The following is a 14,517-nucleotide window of genomic DNA, read 5'->3' on the forward strand; positions in this document are numbered from 1 at the left end:
GTTTTGATCTAAAATTGCGCGTTGATTTTTTGCAGCGCAGCGCTATCGCCATGGTCAGCCGCCCAAACGCCATGATAAGAGGCGAAATGGACGCATTTTTCGACATAAGCCCACTCTGGAATCCGCTTTGGGGTTGGGCCATGGCCTTTACCGTGGCGCTCTGCGCGGGCATGGTCAAGGGCGTGGTGGGCTTTGCCATGCCCACGGTAATGATCGCGGGGCTCAGCACGATGATGCCCCCCGAATTGGCACTGGCCGGGCTGATATTGCCAACATTGGCCACAAACCTCTGGCAGGCGCTCCGCCAAGGCACGCGCGCCGCCATCGCCTCGATTGCGCATTTCCGGGTGTTCCTCATTGCGGGCGGTCTGGTCATGGTTTGCGCGGCGCAACTGGTGCCGGTGCTGCCACCCTCGGTGATGCTGCTCTTTATCGGCCCGCTGATCACGCTCTACGCCGCCTCGACCCTGCTGGGACGCGGTTTGCGCCTGCCGCCAGAACCGGGGATCAAGGGCGAGGCGGGCATGGGGGCGCTCGCCGGTCTTTTTGGCGGCCTCTCCGGCATCTGGGGCCCGCCCACCGTCGCCATGCTGATCGCGCGCGGCACCGAGAAAACCGAACAGATGCGCGTGCAGGGCGTGATCTACGGTCTGGGCGCGCTGGTGCTGCTTGGCGCACATATCGGCTCGGGCGTGTTGCGCGCCGAAACCCTGCCGCTCTCGGCGGCGATGGTCGTCCCAGCGCTCCTCGGCATCTGGATCGGCTTTCGCCTTCAGGACCGGTTCGATCAGGCCACCTTTCGCAAGATCACGCTCTGGGTGCTGCTGATTGCCGGGCTCAATCTCATCCGGCGTGGGGTGATGCTGCTTTAACACCCGTCCCGGGCTTGACCCGGGACCTCGCCACGGCGGGTTGGAGGCCGGGGCGATGTAACAGGCCCGGGACCTTACAAAATCGAGGCTCAAACCTTACAAAGCTTACACACGGCTCAGCCCTTTGCCACCTCGGCCGCGAACCGCGCCACATAGCGCGCCCGTGCCTCGGGCAGCGCGCGGTTGCCCAATTGCGGCGCAAGGTGGTTATTCAGGAAATGTCCCGTTACTTCAAACCCTTGCAGGATTTCTGCATCCGGTGCCGGGCCGTGCCCCATCAGGCAGGGCGGCAATGGCAACAACCGGTTTGCCCATTCGCCCGCCCCCGCGCGCGACACAGCCCGCCCGGTCTTTGGCGATATGTAACTGAGATCATTGGCCTTTTCGCCCAAAACCGCACAACGCCGCAGATCAAGACCAAAGCCCATCTCTTCCAACAGCGCCATTTCCCAATTGAGATAGGCCAACGTCCAAATCTCGGGTTGGTCCAAAATATCAAGCAAAATCAATGTCTTGCGGTATAGCTCCGCATGCGCCTCACGCTCGGGCAGCACAAACAGCAACAGCGCACAAACCGCATTCAACCCCGCCAGCGCCATCCGGTCGCCCATGGTCCAAGCCCTTGATTTCAAAGGCTCAACCCGGAATGTGCCGATATGATCCTCTAGCCGCGCGCGCCATTCCAGATCAAGTTGCGCGCCCGGTTGCAACACAGGGGCCATTTTGCGCGACGCACCGCCGCGCACCACCCCCGCATGCCGCCCCCGCTCTGGCGTAAAAACTTCAATGATTACAGAGCTTTCCCCATGTCGGCGGCTGTTCAGAAGAATACCCTGATCGCGCCAATCCATCGGCCCTCAGCCTCCCAATCCGTCCTGATCGAGCAAATGCCGCCCCTCCCGGTCCTCCACCTCGATCACCCAGAGGTCGGGATCATAGCCCCTTTGCCGCGCAATCGCCGCATCCACCTCGGCCTCCGCGCCCTCGGCCAAGGTCATCCACACGCGCGCACCACTCATCAGATCAATAGAGCGTTGAAAAACAACACCTTTTCCATCCAACGTGTTGAGCTTGACCAGAACAGCCCCCCCCGTGTCATCGCCATGCGCCACCACAAAGGCGGGGATATCCGCCCCCCTGAGCCGCGTCAGATAGGCATCTACCCAAAACCGCGCGCTCAGCCGGGCCATGCCCCTAGTTCCCGTCCTTGAAATCCAAGCCCATCTCGGAATACCGCTCGGATTCCTCTTGCCAGTTTTCGCGCACTTTTACCTGCAAAAACAGGTGGATACGACGGCCAAGAAACTCTTCCAACTCCTCGCGCGCGGCTTTCGAGACGGCCTTGATCGTCTCGCCCTTATTGCCCAGAACGATCCCTTTATGCCCGTCGCGCACCACATAGACCACCTGATCAATCCGCGCAGAGCCATCCTTGCGCTCTTCCCAGTTCTCGGTTTCGACGGTCAATTGATAGGGCAATTCCTGATGCAGCCGCAGCGTCAGCTTTTCACGCGTCATCTCGGCGGCGATCATCCGCATCGGCAGATCAGCGATCTGATCCTCAGGGTAAAGCCATGGCCCCTCGGGCACCTCACCGGCCAGCCACTGCCGCAGATCATCTACCCCATGGCCGCGCTCAGCCGAAATTAAGAACGTCTTTTCAAAGGCAAAGCGTTCGTTCATGTCCTTGGTCAGCGCCAGCAGCACCTGTGCTTGCACCCGGTCGATCTTGTTGATGGCCAGCGCCACTTTGCGCCCTTTGGCGATGCCGGTCAGCCCTTCAAGGATACGCTCCACCCCTTCGGTCACACCCCGATGCGCCTCGATCAACAGGATCACCACATCGGCATCCGCAGCGCCCCCCCAAGCGGCAGCAACCATCGCCCGGTCCAACCTGCGGCGCGGTTGGAACAGGCCGGGCGTGTCCACGAATACCAACTGGCTCTGCCCCTCCATCGCAACGCCGCGAATACGCGCGCGGGTGGTCTGAACCTTGTGTGTGACGATGCTGACCTTGGCCCCCACCATGCGGTTGAGCAGGGTGGATTTGCCCGCATTGGGCTCTCCGATCAGGGCAATAAATCCGGCGCGCGTGGTCATGGGATGCGTCTCGACTGTTGTGATTGACAGGCTCTAGCCGATTTGCCGCCCCGCGACCAGAGCAGAGCGTCAGTTGTCGCAGCCGAAGGGAACAAAGGTGCTGGCCATGCCCTCGTTCATGGTCATCATGGTCAGAAGATCGGCAAACGCATAGTCCTGCGCCGTTTGCGCACAAATCCGCACATGCCCAACACAGCCTGAGGCGATGAAAGCACGGTTTTCTTCTAGAAATTGCTGGCTTAGCCCCTCTGGCCCAAGCGCGGCCAAGGCATCCTCGGTCGCCTGCGCATAAAGCGCGCATTTGCGGAGCGTCCAGGCATCTATCGGCGCTTCCTGTGCCTTGGCAATCTGCGCCAAGGACAGCATGACAGCCAATAGGGCAAGCCCGCGCACCCGCTCACTCCGCCTGCAATTGATCCAGAAGCGCGCGTGCCGCCGCCTGTTCCGCCTGCCGCTTCGAGCCGGCCGTCGCCTCGGCACGCTGGCCGCTTTTCAACTGCGCGCAGATGGTAAAGATCGGCGCGTGATCTGGCCCCTTGCGGGCAAGTTCAACATAATCGGGCGGCGGCAATCCACGCGCCTGCGCCCATTCCTGAAGGCTTGTCTTGGCATCGCGCGCGTCTTCTTTGACCGCGCCCAACCGTGCGCCCCAGAGCCGAAGCACAACCCCGCGCGCCGTTTCAAACCCGGCATCAAGATAGACGGCGGCAATCACCGCCTCCATCGCATCGCCTAACAGCGCCTCTTTGCGCCGCCCGCCAGAGAGCATCTCGGAACGGCCCAGCTTGAGAACTCCGCCAAGGTCGATCTCGCGCGCCACATCGGCGCAGGCCTCTTTGCGCACCAGCGCGTTAAAGCGCGGCGCAAGCTGGCCCTCGGTGGCCCCTTGATCCTGCGACAAGAGCGCCTCAGCCATCACAAGGCCCAACACCCGGTCGCCCAGAAATTCCAGCCGCTGGTTGTCATCCCGATTGGGCGTCGCCATCGACGAATGGGTCAGCGCCCGCACCAACAGCGCGGCATTGGTAAACTCATGCCCTAGCCGCGCCTGAAACGCCTTGATATCCGCCGAAAGCTTCACTCAAGCCTCTTGAAGAAACGGTCGCTGCGCCATGTCCAGAACGCCAGCATCGACCGTCCGGCCGAGGAAAAAACCACCCGGTTCGCGCGCCCGATCAGGTTCTCAAATGGCACAAAGCCAACCCCGCCCACCGCCTGCGGAAAGCGCGAGTCAGTGGAATTGTCGCGGTTGTCGCCCATAAAGAAATAATGCCCGGCAGGCACAGTAAAGACGCCCGTGTTATCAGACCGCTGGTCGCCGATGTTCAGGATGGAATGCGACCGCCCATTGGGCAGCGTCTCGATCTGGCGCGACTTCAGGCAATCCGCCCCTTCGCCCACCACGCCATTCTCGCAACGTGGACGGATACCAAGCGGCCCTTGCCGCGTGAATTCCTCAACAAAATCACCGGCCGGTTCCAGCCCGACGGCGGCCTCGTTGATATGCAACACGCCCTCTTTCATCTGGATGCGGTCCCCCGGCAGGCCGACAACCCGCTTGATGAAATCGGTGCCATCGGTCGGCTGACGAAACACGATGATATCGCCGCGCTCAGGCTCTGAACCAAAGATGCGGGTATTGTCACCGTCGATGAAGGCGCAGATCTTTTGCGCGTCGATGTTCAGCCCGCCCACCCGGATCGACGGGCAAGAGGCATAGGAATAGCCATAGGCCATCTTGTTCACAAAGAGAAAATCACCAATCAGCAACGTGTCTTTCATCGACCCTGAGGGAATCCAGAACGGCTGAAAAAAGAGCGTGCGAAACAGCCCCGCGATCACGAGGGCCCAGAACACCGTTTTCACAGTTTCCCAGATAGAGCTCGATGTCTTGCCTGTGGCGGCCATTTGGCGTCCTCCGCTATCTCTCCGGCGCTACATGCGGGGCCGGGACCAAGGTGTCAAGCAGGCCGTGCGACCGGTCGCGCCTCGATCACCACAAAGGCCTGCGCCCAAGGGTGATCGTCGGTCAGGGTCACATGGATGATGGCCTCATGCCCCGGTGGCGTCATCTCGGCCAGACGTGTCGCGGCCCAGCCCGTGACCTGCATCACCGGCTGGCCCGTGGGCAGGTTCGTGACGGCCATATCCTTCCACGCGATGCCCATGCGCAACCCCGTGCCAAGCGCCTTGGAACAGGCTTCTTTCGCCGCCCACCGTTTCGCATAGGTGCCCGCCACATCGGCGCGGCGCTCGGCCTTTGCCTGTTCCACCTCGGTGAACACCCGGTTGCGAAACCTGTCGCCAAACCGCTCCAGCGTGCGCGCGATCCGCTCGATATTCGCCAGATCCGTGCCAATCCCCAAGATCATCCCGTTACCCCCGGTGCAAACAGCGGAAAACTGACGCCAAGCGCCCAAGCAAGGATGAGGCCAAGCGCAACGCCCACGCTTGTCGCCCCGGCCCGCGCCGCCACCCAACGCCCCATCAGCCCGTATATCAGGAAAAAGAGCAGGATCACCGGCGCAATCATCGCCAGAAAAAACAGCCGCTCCGTATCCAGCAGAATGGCCAGAGCCAAGGACAAGATAAAGCCCGCCCGCGACGCCAGCCTCTGCCAGAGCGGTGCCCCGCGCGCCAGCACCGCATCCGCCAGCATAAAGGGCACGGCCCCAAGGCTTAGCGCCATGATGATCGCAAGCCGCTCGGGCGTGGGCCAAAAGTTTGCGCCATAGCGATCCAGCGCAAACCCAAACACGCCCAAGCCCCACACCAGCAGCGCCAGCACCGCCACAGGGCGCAACCCCTCTGGGCGTCGCCCCATAACCCACAAGAACGCCATTTGGCAGACCCCGTATAGCGCCAGATGCAACGCCAGATAATCCGCGACCAAGACCGGCAAAAGCCGCGTTTCCACCTGCACCGCCAAAAGCGGAGCCAAAAGCGCCGGCACCAGAACCACCAGCACGAATTGCCTTGACCGCATGGCCTTGCGCGCGGGCGACGCGCGCTGCGGCAAAAGGCGCGCCAGCGGCGCGGCAAGGGCCACAATCGCAAACATCAACGCCAGAAACCATGGCCCCGTCGCCCGCACCGCGACATCGCTCACGCGCCCATAGGCGGCATCGAGCCATGCAATCGCCTCGGCCCGGCCCAAACGGCTATGCAGCACCGCCACATGTTCGGCCAAAGGGGCAACTACCGCGCGGCGCGTCACAGCCCCTGCCTGCACGGTCTGGCCCTCCCCCGCGCCGGGCGTGACCATCTCCACCGCCTCACGGGCGAAACCACGCAAACCCGCCTCCCACGCCCCTGTGATCAGCAAGAGAGTGTCCGGCTCGGTCTCCGTTACTGCTTGCGAAAAGGCAGATATCGCCACCACGGGACCAACCCGGTCTTCCTCTAGCGCGGTGCGGATGATGATATCGGTCGCCATGGAATGCCCCAAAAGCGCAACCTCACCCGCCCATGCCTCTTGCGCCACCGCGGCCCGCACCACCCGGCCCGTCTGCGCCATCAAAAGCCGTGTCGTGCCGTCAAGACTGTTCACATCGCCCGACATCGGCACCCGGTTGCGCCCATGCCCCTCGAAATCAAACGCCCAAACCCGGTATCCCGCCCGTGCCAGATCAAGGGTATATGCCTGCATCATCTGCCGCGACCCGGCAAAGCCATGCGCGACCACCACCACCGGCCCATCGGCCTCGGGCGTGGCATAGCGCGTCACCGGTGTGTCAGAGACGGTGAAGCTCGCGATGTCCACGCCACGCCGCTGCCCCTCAAGCTGCCAAAGCGCGAGACATGCCAAAACCGTGGCCAAAACGGCCAAAAGGGCGCGCAATGTCATGACAGAGCGCCCCCGCGCACCGTCACCCCCGCGCCTCGTCCATCAGCCGACGCATCTCTGCGATGGCCGGACCCAATCCGCGAAAGATCGACTCGCCAATCAGGAAATGCCCGATGTTGAGCTCCATCACCTCGGGAAAGGCCGCGACCGGCTTGACCGTTTCATAGTTCAATCCATGCCCCGCATGCACCTCTAGCCCCAGAGAATGGGCATAGGCCGTCATCTCGCGCAGGCTCTCCAACTCGCGGTCGCGGGCGTCGAAATGCCCCTCGGCATGGGCATCGCAATAGGCGCCGGTGTGCAATTCGATCACCTCGGCCCCGATGCGATGCGCCGCCTCGATCTGCCTTTTGTCAGCGGCGATAAAGATCGACACGCGGCACCCTGCCTCGCGCAGTGGCGCTATGAAATGCGCCAGCCGGTTTTCCTCGCGCGCCACTTCCAGCCCGCCCTCGGTGGTGCGTTCCTCGCGCTTTTCCGGCACGATGCAGACGGCATGCGGTTTGTGGCGCAGGGCAATCCGCTGCATCTCGTCGGTCGCGGCCATCTCGAAATTGAGTGGCACCGTCAGCACCTCCATCAGCCCGTCGATATCCGCGTCCGAGATATGGCGTCGATCCTCGCGCAGATGGGCGGTGATGCCATCAGCCCCCGCCTCTTGCGCAATCCTCGCCGCGCGCAGGGGATCCGGATAGGCCCCACCACGCGCGTTCCGCACCGTTGCCACATGGTCGATATTGACGCCTAGGCGTAGCTTCTTTCCTGCCGACATCGGCTTCTCCCGTGATTGATCCGCGACTCGAGGCGTAACCTAGTCCGGTTTTCCCGCCTCGTCAGCCTTGTGCGCCTGTTTTTCCTTGGCCGCCTTCTTTTCCTTCATCGCCACCCACTTGGCCTTGAGCGCGCCTTTGCGGCGGTGCTGATAGGCGGTGATCACCGGCAGGCTGATGTAATAGGCCGCAAGCGCCGTAACGATCCCCGGCACAATCCCCCCGATCATATAGGGAAAGAACACATCGTCATAAAAGAGCTTCAGACCGCTCCAATCCGCCTTGTGATCCATGAAGATTGCCAGAAAGTTGTTCTTCAGGTCATCCCCGGCATCCAGAAACTTTCCCCCGAGCGAGCGGCTGATCTCATCCTCGGCCAAGGTGCTGCGCCCCAGCATCGCGTGCCCGGTCTGAAGTGACACCACCCCGATGGGCACATATGTGAGCGGATTGCCAAAGAATGTGCCCAACAGGGCCGCCGGAATATTGCCGCGCACAATCCACGCCAGCGTGGCCGCCACGATGAAATGAAAGCCATAAAACGGAGTAAAGGTCGTGAAGACACCAGCGAAAATACCGCGCGCGATGCGGTCGGGCGGATCGGGCAAACGGTTCAGGCGATGCCGGACATAGCTGAACGCCCGCCCCCACCCGCCCTTGGGCCAGAGAAACCCGGCAATAACCTTCCACCAGGGGCGTCTGTCACGACGTCTGAATACCACCTGCGCGGCTCCTCGGGTTGATGTCAGCCCGCCCCCACGCGGGACGGATCTCGATAGCGCTCGACAGCGGCGACATCGCTTTCCGCATCAAGCGCCGAGAGCACACCGTGCAAATGCTCGGCATCGCGCAACTCGACATCAATCAAAAGACGATAGAAATCCGGTTTCCGGTCCACGAATGTCAGGTCCGAGATATTGGCCTTCTGCTCGCCGATCAAGGTGCAAATCCGCCCCAGAACCCCGGCATCGTTGCCAATGGTCAGATCCAGCGTCACATCATAGGCCGCCGGATGCGTGCCAGTGTGCCAATGCAGGTCCATCCAACGGTCAGGCTGCTGATCGTATTGCGACAGGGTTTCACAGTCGATGGCATGGATCACCACGCCCCGCCCGCGATAGGTGATGCCCACGATACGCTCGCCCGGCAACGGCTGACAGCAGCGGGCCCGCTCAAAACTCTGATCCGCGCCCAGACCGATCACCGCGCGGTCGCGCGTCACCTCATTGCCCGCCTCAGGCATGAGATCCGGGTAAACGGCATGCAACACTTGATGCGCGGTCAACTCGGCACTGCCCAAACGCGCGCGCACCTCATCGGCATCCCGCAGACGCAGCGTGCGCGCCGCAGCCTCCAAGGCTTTGTCGGTGGCCTTCTTGCCCACATGCTCGAACGCCGAACGCGCCAATTCCCGCCCCAGCTTGATATAGCGATCACGGTCCAGCTCGCGCAGAGCCCGCCGGATGGCGGCGCGGGCCTTGCCGGTGGTGGCAATATCAAGCCATGTTGCCTGTGGCGTCTGCCCGTCGGCGGTAATCACCTCGACCGATTGGCCATTCTTGACCCGCGTCCAGAGCGGCACGCGCATCCCGTCCACCTTGGCCCCGACACAGGCATGACCAATCCGGGTGTGAATGGCATAGGCAAAATCAATCGGCGTGGCCCCACGCGGAAGTTTGATCACATCGCCCTTGGGGGTAAAGCAGAACACTTGGTCCGCATACATCTCGAGCTTGACCGCTTCGAGAAAATCCTCGTGATCCTCCTCGGCGTCGAACTGCTCGCTGACGCTCGAAATCCACTTGGCCGGATCGACGGCAAAGGGATTCTCAGACCGCACCCCATCGCGATAGGACCAATGCGCAGCCACGCCGGTTTCGGCCACGTCATGCATGGCCTGCGTGCGGATCTGCACCTCGACCCGCTTGCCGTCACGCCCCGAAACGGTGGTGTGAATCGACCGATAGCCGTTCGATTTGGGTTGGCTGATATAGTCCTTGAACCGCCCCGGCACCGCGCGCCAGCGTTGGTGAATAGCCCCAAGCGCACGGTAGCAATCATTTTCAGACCGGGTTATCACGCGAAAGCCGTAAATATCCGACAGCCGCGAAAACCCCATCTCCTTTTCCTGCATCTTGCGCCAGATCGAATAGGGTTTTTTGGCGCGGCCAAACACATCCGCCTCAATGCCCGCCTTGTCCAATTCGTGCCGCATGTCGCCGGTGATCCGCTCGACCACATCGCCGGTCTCGCGTTGCAGGGTGATAAAGCGACGGATAATACTGGCACGTGCCTCGGGGTTGAGCACGCGAAAGGCCAGATCCTCCAGCTCTTCGCGCATCCATTGCATACCCATGCGCCCCGCCAGCGGACCATAAATATCCATGGTCTCGCGCGCCTTTTGCGCCTGTTTCTCAGGGCGCATCGCCTTGATGGTGCGCATATTGTGCAGACGGTCGGCCAGCTTGACCAGAATGACCCGCAAATCCTTGGACATCGCCATGAACAGCTTGCGAAAGTTCTCGGCCTGCTTGGTTTCGGAGTTCGACAGTTGCAGATTGGTCAACTTGGTGACGCCATCCACCAGATCAGCCACCTCGCGGCCAAACTTGTCTGACACGATCTGATACGAGGCTTTGGTATCCTCGATCGTGTCATGCAAGAGGGCGGTGATGATTGTCGCATCGTCCAGCCGCTGCTCTGTCAGGATGGCGGCCACGGCAACGGGATGGGTAAAATAGGGCTCGCCCGAATGGCGAAACTGCCCTTCGTGCATGGCACGGCCAAAATCATAGGCCGCGCGTATCAACGCCTCGTCCGTGCGGGGATTATAGTGGCGCACCAGCGTGATCAGGTCGTCAACGGCGATCATCGGGGTCGCGCCTTGCCGTAGGGGCCGGAGTTACCCCTGACCCTGTGCTTCCATCAGGGCGCGCAGCAGCTTTTCTTCCGACATGTCGTCGGTGTCAGGCTTGTCCACATCGCCGCCCATCAACAGGGCCATGGAATCTTCTTCCGGCTCATCGACTTCGATCTGAGTCTGATTCGACTCGATCAGCCGCTCGCGCAGATCATCCGCCGCCTGCGTTTCCTCTGCGATTTCACGCAGTGCCACAACGGGGTTCTTGTCGTTGTCACGGTCCACCGTCAAAGGCGATCCCGCCGCAATTTCGCGGGCGCGGTGTGCGGCAAGCATCACCAGATCAAAACGGTTCGGAACCTTGTCAACGCAATCTTCTGTGGTAACGCGGGCCATCAGACCTCCGGGACGGGTTAGGGCAGATTTCAAGAAGCCTTGTATTTAGGGTGTCAAACCGGGATTTACAAGCAGAGAATCAAAGCACCTCGACCTCGTCGCGCGCGGCTTGTGGCAGGTCGTCCAGCATCTGTTGCACCGACCGCCCCAGCACGGGATGCACCCAGTCCGGGGCGACATCCGCAAGCGGCACCAAGACGAAAGCGCGCTCGTGCAGGCGCGGATGCGGCAGGATCAGCTGGTCGGGCGCGCGGCTTTGCTGCTCATCGGGCGTCAGCCTTTGCCACGCCTCGAACCCCGCAAGATCAGGCAGCACACGCCCCCCCACCGCGATCAGGTCGAGGTCCAGCGTCCGTTGCCCCCACCGCGTCTCGCGCCTGCGACCAAAGGCCGCCTCAACCCGGTGCAAAAGCGCAAGCAACGCCTCTGGCTCTTGCGCAACACGCAGCACCGCCGCCGCATTCACAAAATCCGGACCCGCCCCGGCGGGAAAGGCCGGTGTGCGAAAAAACCGACTCACACCGAGAATTTCGACCCCCTCTTCGCGCAATCGCACAAGGGCCTCGGTGAGGGTCGCCTCGGGGCGCGACGCACCGAACGGCAAGTTTCCACCCATCGCGATCAAGCATTGTTGATCCAAAGTCATCGCTCCCCTATCTTATCCTGACGTAACATGCCCTTGCATGCAGAATTCTAAACCCCTAATTATCGCTGTTACTCTGTCCTGCCTTCACCACTCACACCACTCACACACTCCCAGGCAAGACATGACCATTCGGAAGGACATTTAAGATGTTTTACAAGGACGAGCGTTTAGCCTTGTTCATAGACGGATCGAATCTCTATGCCGCCGGTAAGGCGCTTGGGTTCGACATCGACTACAAGTTGCTGAGATCCGAGTTCATGCGCCGTGGCAAGTTGCTGCGCGCTTTTTACTATACTGCACTGTTGGAAAATGACGAGTATTCACCGATCCGCCCTTTGGTCGATTGGTTGCATTACAATGGCTACTCCATGGTCACGAAACCGGCCAAGGAATACACTGACAGCCAAGGCCGTCGCAAGGTCAAGGGCAACATGGATATCGAGCTGACGGTGGATGCGATGGAACTCGCACCGCGTGTTGATCATGTTGTGCTGTTCTCCGGCGATGGCGATTTCCGACCCTTGGTCGAAAGTCTGCAACGTCAGGGCGTGCGTGTTTCCGTGGTCTCGACCATCCGGAGCCAGCCGCCGATGATCTCGGACGATTTGCGCCGCCAAGCGGACAATTTCATCGAATTGGCAGATCTCAAGGATGTTATCGGCCGACCGCCGCGCGACATCCAGAACGACCGCCAAGAGGCCTATGCCGAGACCGAGTGACCTACCCGTTAGGCACCACATCAGCGCCCGGATCACCCCTGCATGAGCATGGGTGATCCGGGCGTTTTTGCGCAAATGGCCGGGCTTTTCGCGGCTGCATTCGGCGCGGCGACCATCCTGCCCTTTCAATCCGAAGTGGTGTTTGTCGGCCTGCAACTGGCGGGCACCCTATCCTTGACCGCGCTCGTCGTGGTGGCCAGCATCGGCAACACGCTGGGGGCCGTGGTCAACTATGTCATGGGGCGCGGCATCGAGCGGTTTCGTCACCGCCGCTGGTTTCCCGCCAATGCAGCGCAAATGGCGCGGGCCGAACGCTGGTATGCCCGTTGGGGGGTCTGGACCTTGCTGCTCAGTTGGGCACCTCTGGGCGACGCCTTTACCGTGATCGCCGGGGTTCTGCGCACGCCGGTCTGGCTCTTTCTCGTGCTGGTCACGATTGCCAAAACCGGGCGCTATATCGTGTTGGCCTGGATCACGGCACAGGCGATGGGCTGAGGGGGCGGTGACTTTACTGTCGCGTGCAGCAAGAACAGGACCGCGCGGAATGCTTGGCCGGGGACTAGCGAAGCAACAGTCGTGGTTGCCACTTTATGCCAGCAAAATCCGTGTGACCCATCAGCGATCCGCGCCCTCTCAAAATCGCTAGGCCGCCAGACGGCCCAGCGATCCGCGCGGCACCTTCGGTGCTATTCGCGCGGGTCATAGACAAGAGATCCGGCTTGTAATTCCCTACCACCACACCTCCGACGCCGCTATTTCCCACCCCGCCCTTTACGCGCGCGCCCACCTGCCTTACCTCTGTCCCCAAGCAGGAGATCCGCGATGACAAAGCCCCCCCTTACCCTCTACCTCGCCGCCCCGCGCGGCTTTTGCGCCGGTGTGGACCGCGCCATCAAGATCGTAGAGATGGCGCTCGCGAAATGGGGGGCGCCGGTCTATGTGCGCCACGAGATTGTGCACAATAAATTCGTGGTCGATGACCTGCGCGCCAAGGGGGCGGTTTTCGTCGAAGAACTGGATGAGTGCCCCACCGACCGGCCGGTGATCTTTTCCGCCCATGGCGTGCCCAAATCCGTCCCGGCAGAGGCCGCCGCCCGCCAAATGCTCTATGTCGATGCCACCTGCCCGCTGGTCAGCAAAGTACATATCGAGGCGGAACGCCACCATGACAACGGGCTGCAAATCGTGATGATCGGCCACGCGGGCCATCCCGAAACCGTGGGCACCATGGGGCAATTGCCGACAGGCGAAGTGCTCTTGGTCGAAACCCCCACCGATGTGGCCACGCTCGACGTCCGCGATCCTGCCCGCCTCGCCTTTGTCACCCAAACCACCCTTTCGGTCGACGATACCGCCGAGGTGGTTGCCGCCCTTCAGGCCCGGTTTCCGGCCATTGTCGGCCCGCACAAAGAAGACATCTGCTACGCCACCACCAACCGCCAAGAGGCGGTCAAGGCCATGGCCGAAAAGGCCGAAGCCATGCTCGTCGTGGGTGCCCCCAATTCGTCAAACTCCAAACGTCTGGTCGAGGTCGGCGCGCGCGCGGGCTGCGCCTATTCCCAGCTTGTGCAACGCGCCACCGACATCGACTGGCGGGCGTTGGGCGGTATCCGCAGTATCGGCATCACCGCCGGGGCCTCTGCCCCCGAAGTGCTGGTGAACGAGGTCATCGACGCCTTCCGCGCGCGCTATGACGTGACCGTCGAACAGGTGGAAACCGCCCAGGAAAACGTCGAATTCAAGGTGCCACGGGTGCTGCGCGTGCCGGCCTGATGCGGGCTGGCAGGAAAGCTGCCGAATACCCACAGCTCCCGCCGCATGCATAGAAATTGAACCGGCCCGGTGCCTGTTAAATTATTGATATCGTGTCTCGGTGACTTATCTCACCGGCAGGACACACGATAAATCCACAGCCTTCCCGCGCTTTATGAAACCAGCCGCCTGTGCAGGCATCTTGCGCTCACGGGAGTCGGCGGGAACGGGTTTGTCGACTTAGACCACGCCGCCAACGGCGGAAAACCGAAACCGAGACACAGGAAACGCGCATGACCACGAACTCTTATATGACTTGGGCCATTCTGGGGGCCGCCGGTGGCGCTGGATTCGGCCTTTTTGCAGCACCGCTCCTCTACATCCTGATCAATCTGTCCTCAGATGGCATCTCATTTGGCGAAACCGCACGCTTTGCTATCGCCAACGGGATCACTTGGGGTGTCCTTGGCGTTTTTGCAGGTATCTTCTTTTGGGTGGTCAACAGGGTGCAAAATCCGCCCACAGAGGAGTGATCTTGATCGCCTGACTGCGCAG

18 protein-coding genes are annotated in these 14,517 nt (G+C 61.6%); 5 read left to right on the plus strand and 13 right to left on the minus strand.

The genetic code is table 11. The features are described from left to right. The first annotated feature begins 86 nt into the window (after nucleotides 1-86). A complete protein-coding gene (locus tag ROSMUCSMR3_RS06550) occupies nucleotides 87-872 on the plus strand; it encodes a sulfite exporter TauE/SafE family protein (protein WP_037296912.1) in 786 nt (261 codons plus the stop codon). Nucleotides 873-988: 116 nt separating this feature from the next. On the opposite strand, the gene recO is transcribed toward ROSMUCSMR3_RS06550, so the two are convergent. The 13 genes from recO to folK all read right to left on the minus strand — a co-directional run bounded on the left by recO (nucleotide 989) and on the right by folK (nucleotide 11,491). Continuing rightward, entirely contained in the window at nucleotides 989-1,723 is a 735-nt protein-coding gene (recO, locus tag ROSMUCSMR3_RS06555) for a DNA repair protein RecO (RefSeq protein WP_081506819.1), read from the minus strand. 6 nt (nucleotides 1,724-1,729) lie between these two features. Next, on the minus strand, nucleotides 1,730-2,062 hold the full coding sequence (locus tag ROSMUCSMR3_RS06560; protein ID WP_008279079.1) for a DUF1491 family protein: 333 nt from the start codon (nucleotides 2,060-2,062) through the stop codon (nucleotides 1,730-1,732). A 4-nt stretch (nucleotides 2,063-2,066) separates the two neighbouring features. Then, on the minus strand, nucleotides 2,067-2,972 hold the full coding sequence (gene era, locus ROSMUCSMR3_RS06565; RefSeq protein WP_008279080.1) for a GTPase Era: 906 nt from the start codon (nucleotides 2,970-2,972) through the stop codon (nucleotides 2,067-2,069). Nucleotides 2,973-3,041: 69 nt separating this feature from the next. Continuing rightward, complete coding sequence (locus ROSMUCSMR3_RS06570; protein WP_037296640.1) at nucleotides 3,042-3,365, minus strand: hypothetical protein; 324 nt, start codon at nucleotides 3,363-3,365, stop codon at nucleotides 3,042-3,044. Between the two features lie 4 nt (nucleotides 3,366-3,369). Next, nucleotides 3,370-4,053, minus strand: coding sequence for a ribonuclease III (gene rnc, locus ROSMUCSMR3_RS06575; RefSeq protein WP_008279082.1), 684 nt, complete (start codon nucleotides 4,051-4,053; stop codon nucleotides 3,370-3,372). Continuing rightward, nucleotides 4,050-4,880, minus strand: a complete 831-nt coding sequence (gene lepB, locus ROSMUCSMR3_RS06580) for a signal peptidase I (protein ID WP_008279083.1) — start codon at nucleotides 4,878-4,880, stop codon at nucleotides 4,050-4,052. Before lepB ends, rnc begins: the two co-directional genes overlap by 4 nt. 53 nt (nucleotides 4,881-4,933) lie before the next feature. Continuing rightward, nucleotides 4,934-5,344 carry a holo-ACP synthase gene (gene acpS, locus ROSMUCSMR3_RS06585; RefSeq protein ID WP_008279084.1) on the minus strand — a complete coding sequence of 137 codons (411 nt, stop codon included), beginning with the start codon at nucleotides 5,342-5,344 and terminating at the stop codon, nucleotides 4,934-4,936. Further along, the gene (locus ROSMUCSMR3_RS06590) at nucleotides 5,341-6,819 is read right to left on the minus strand and encodes an alpha/beta hydrolase (protein WP_081506820.1); all 1,479 of its coding nucleotides are present in this window, start codon (nucleotides 6,817-6,819) and stop codon (nucleotides 5,341-5,343) included. Before ROSMUCSMR3_RS06590 ends, acpS begins: the two co-directional genes overlap by 4 nt. 22 nt (nucleotides 6,820-6,841) lie before the next feature. Next, nucleotides 6,842-7,591, minus strand: a complete 750-nt coding sequence (locus ROSMUCSMR3_RS06595) for a pyridoxine 5'-phosphate synthase (RefSeq protein WP_081506821.1) — start codon at nucleotides 7,589-7,591, stop codon at nucleotides 6,842-6,844. Between the two features lie 39 nt (nucleotides 7,592-7,630). Next, entirely contained in the window at nucleotides 7,631-8,311 is a 681-nt protein-coding gene (locus tag ROSMUCSMR3_RS06600; protein WP_081506822.1) for a DUF2062 domain-containing protein, read from the minus strand. A 23-nt stretch (nucleotides 8,312-8,334) separates the two neighbouring features. Then, nucleotides 8,335-10,461 carry a RelA/SpoT family protein gene (locus tag ROSMUCSMR3_RS06605; RefSeq protein ID WP_008279088.1) on the minus strand — a complete coding sequence of 709 codons (2,127 nt, stop codon included), beginning with the start codon at nucleotides 10,459-10,461 and terminating at the stop codon, nucleotides 8,335-8,337. A gap of 30 nt (nucleotides 10,462-10,491) precedes the next feature. Continuing rightward, nucleotides 10,492-10,845 carry a DNA-directed RNA polymerase subunit omega gene (gene rpoZ / locus ROSMUCSMR3_RS06610; RefSeq protein ID WP_081506823.1) on the minus strand — a complete coding sequence of 118 codons (354 nt, stop codon included), beginning with the start codon at nucleotides 10,843-10,845 and terminating at the stop codon, nucleotides 10,492-10,494. Between the two features lie 79 nt (nucleotides 10,846-10,924). After that, nucleotides 10,925-11,491: a 2-amino-4-hydroxy-6-hydroxymethyldihydropteridine diphosphokinase gene (folK, locus tag ROSMUCSMR3_RS06615; RefSeq protein WP_081506824.1), complete on the minus strand. Its 567-nt coding sequence runs from the start codon at nucleotides 11,489-11,491 to the stop codon at nucleotides 10,925-10,927. A 146-nt stretch (nucleotides 11,492-11,637) separates the two neighbouring features. On the opposite strand from folK, the gene ROSMUCSMR3_RS06620 reads away from it, so the two are divergent. The 4 genes from ROSMUCSMR3_RS06620 (at nucleotide 11,638) to ROSMUCSMR3_RS06635 (ending at nucleotide 14,495) form a co-directional block, all read left to right on the plus strand. After that, entirely contained in the window at nucleotides 11,638-12,210 is a 573-nt protein-coding gene (locus ROSMUCSMR3_RS06620; protein WP_008279091.1) for an NYN domain-containing protein, read from the plus strand. 42 nt (nucleotides 12,211-12,252) lie between these two features. Continuing rightward, a complete protein-coding gene (locus ROSMUCSMR3_RS06625; RefSeq protein WP_081506825.1) occupies nucleotides 12,253-12,705 on the plus strand; it encodes a YqaA family protein in 453 nt (150 codons plus the stop codon). Nucleotides 12,706-13,032: 327 nt separating this feature from the next. Next, nucleotides 13,033-13,983, plus strand: coding sequence for a 4-hydroxy-3-methylbut-2-enyl diphosphate reductase (gene ispH / locus ROSMUCSMR3_RS06630; RefSeq protein ID WP_081506826.1), 951 nt, complete (start codon nucleotides 13,033-13,035; stop codon nucleotides 13,981-13,983). 272 nt (nucleotides 13,984-14,255) lie between these two features. Beyond that, a complete protein-coding gene (locus ROSMUCSMR3_RS06635) occupies nucleotides 14,256-14,495 on the plus strand; it encodes a hypothetical protein (protein WP_008279094.1) in 240 nt (79 codons plus the stop codon). Nucleotides 14,496-14,517: the final 22 nt, after the last annotated feature.

Source organism: Roseovarius mucosus (assembly GCF_002080415.1).
Classification (GTDB): Bacteria; Pseudomonadota; Alphaproteobacteria; order Rhodobacterales; family Rhodobacteraceae; genus Roseovarius; species Roseovarius mucosus_A.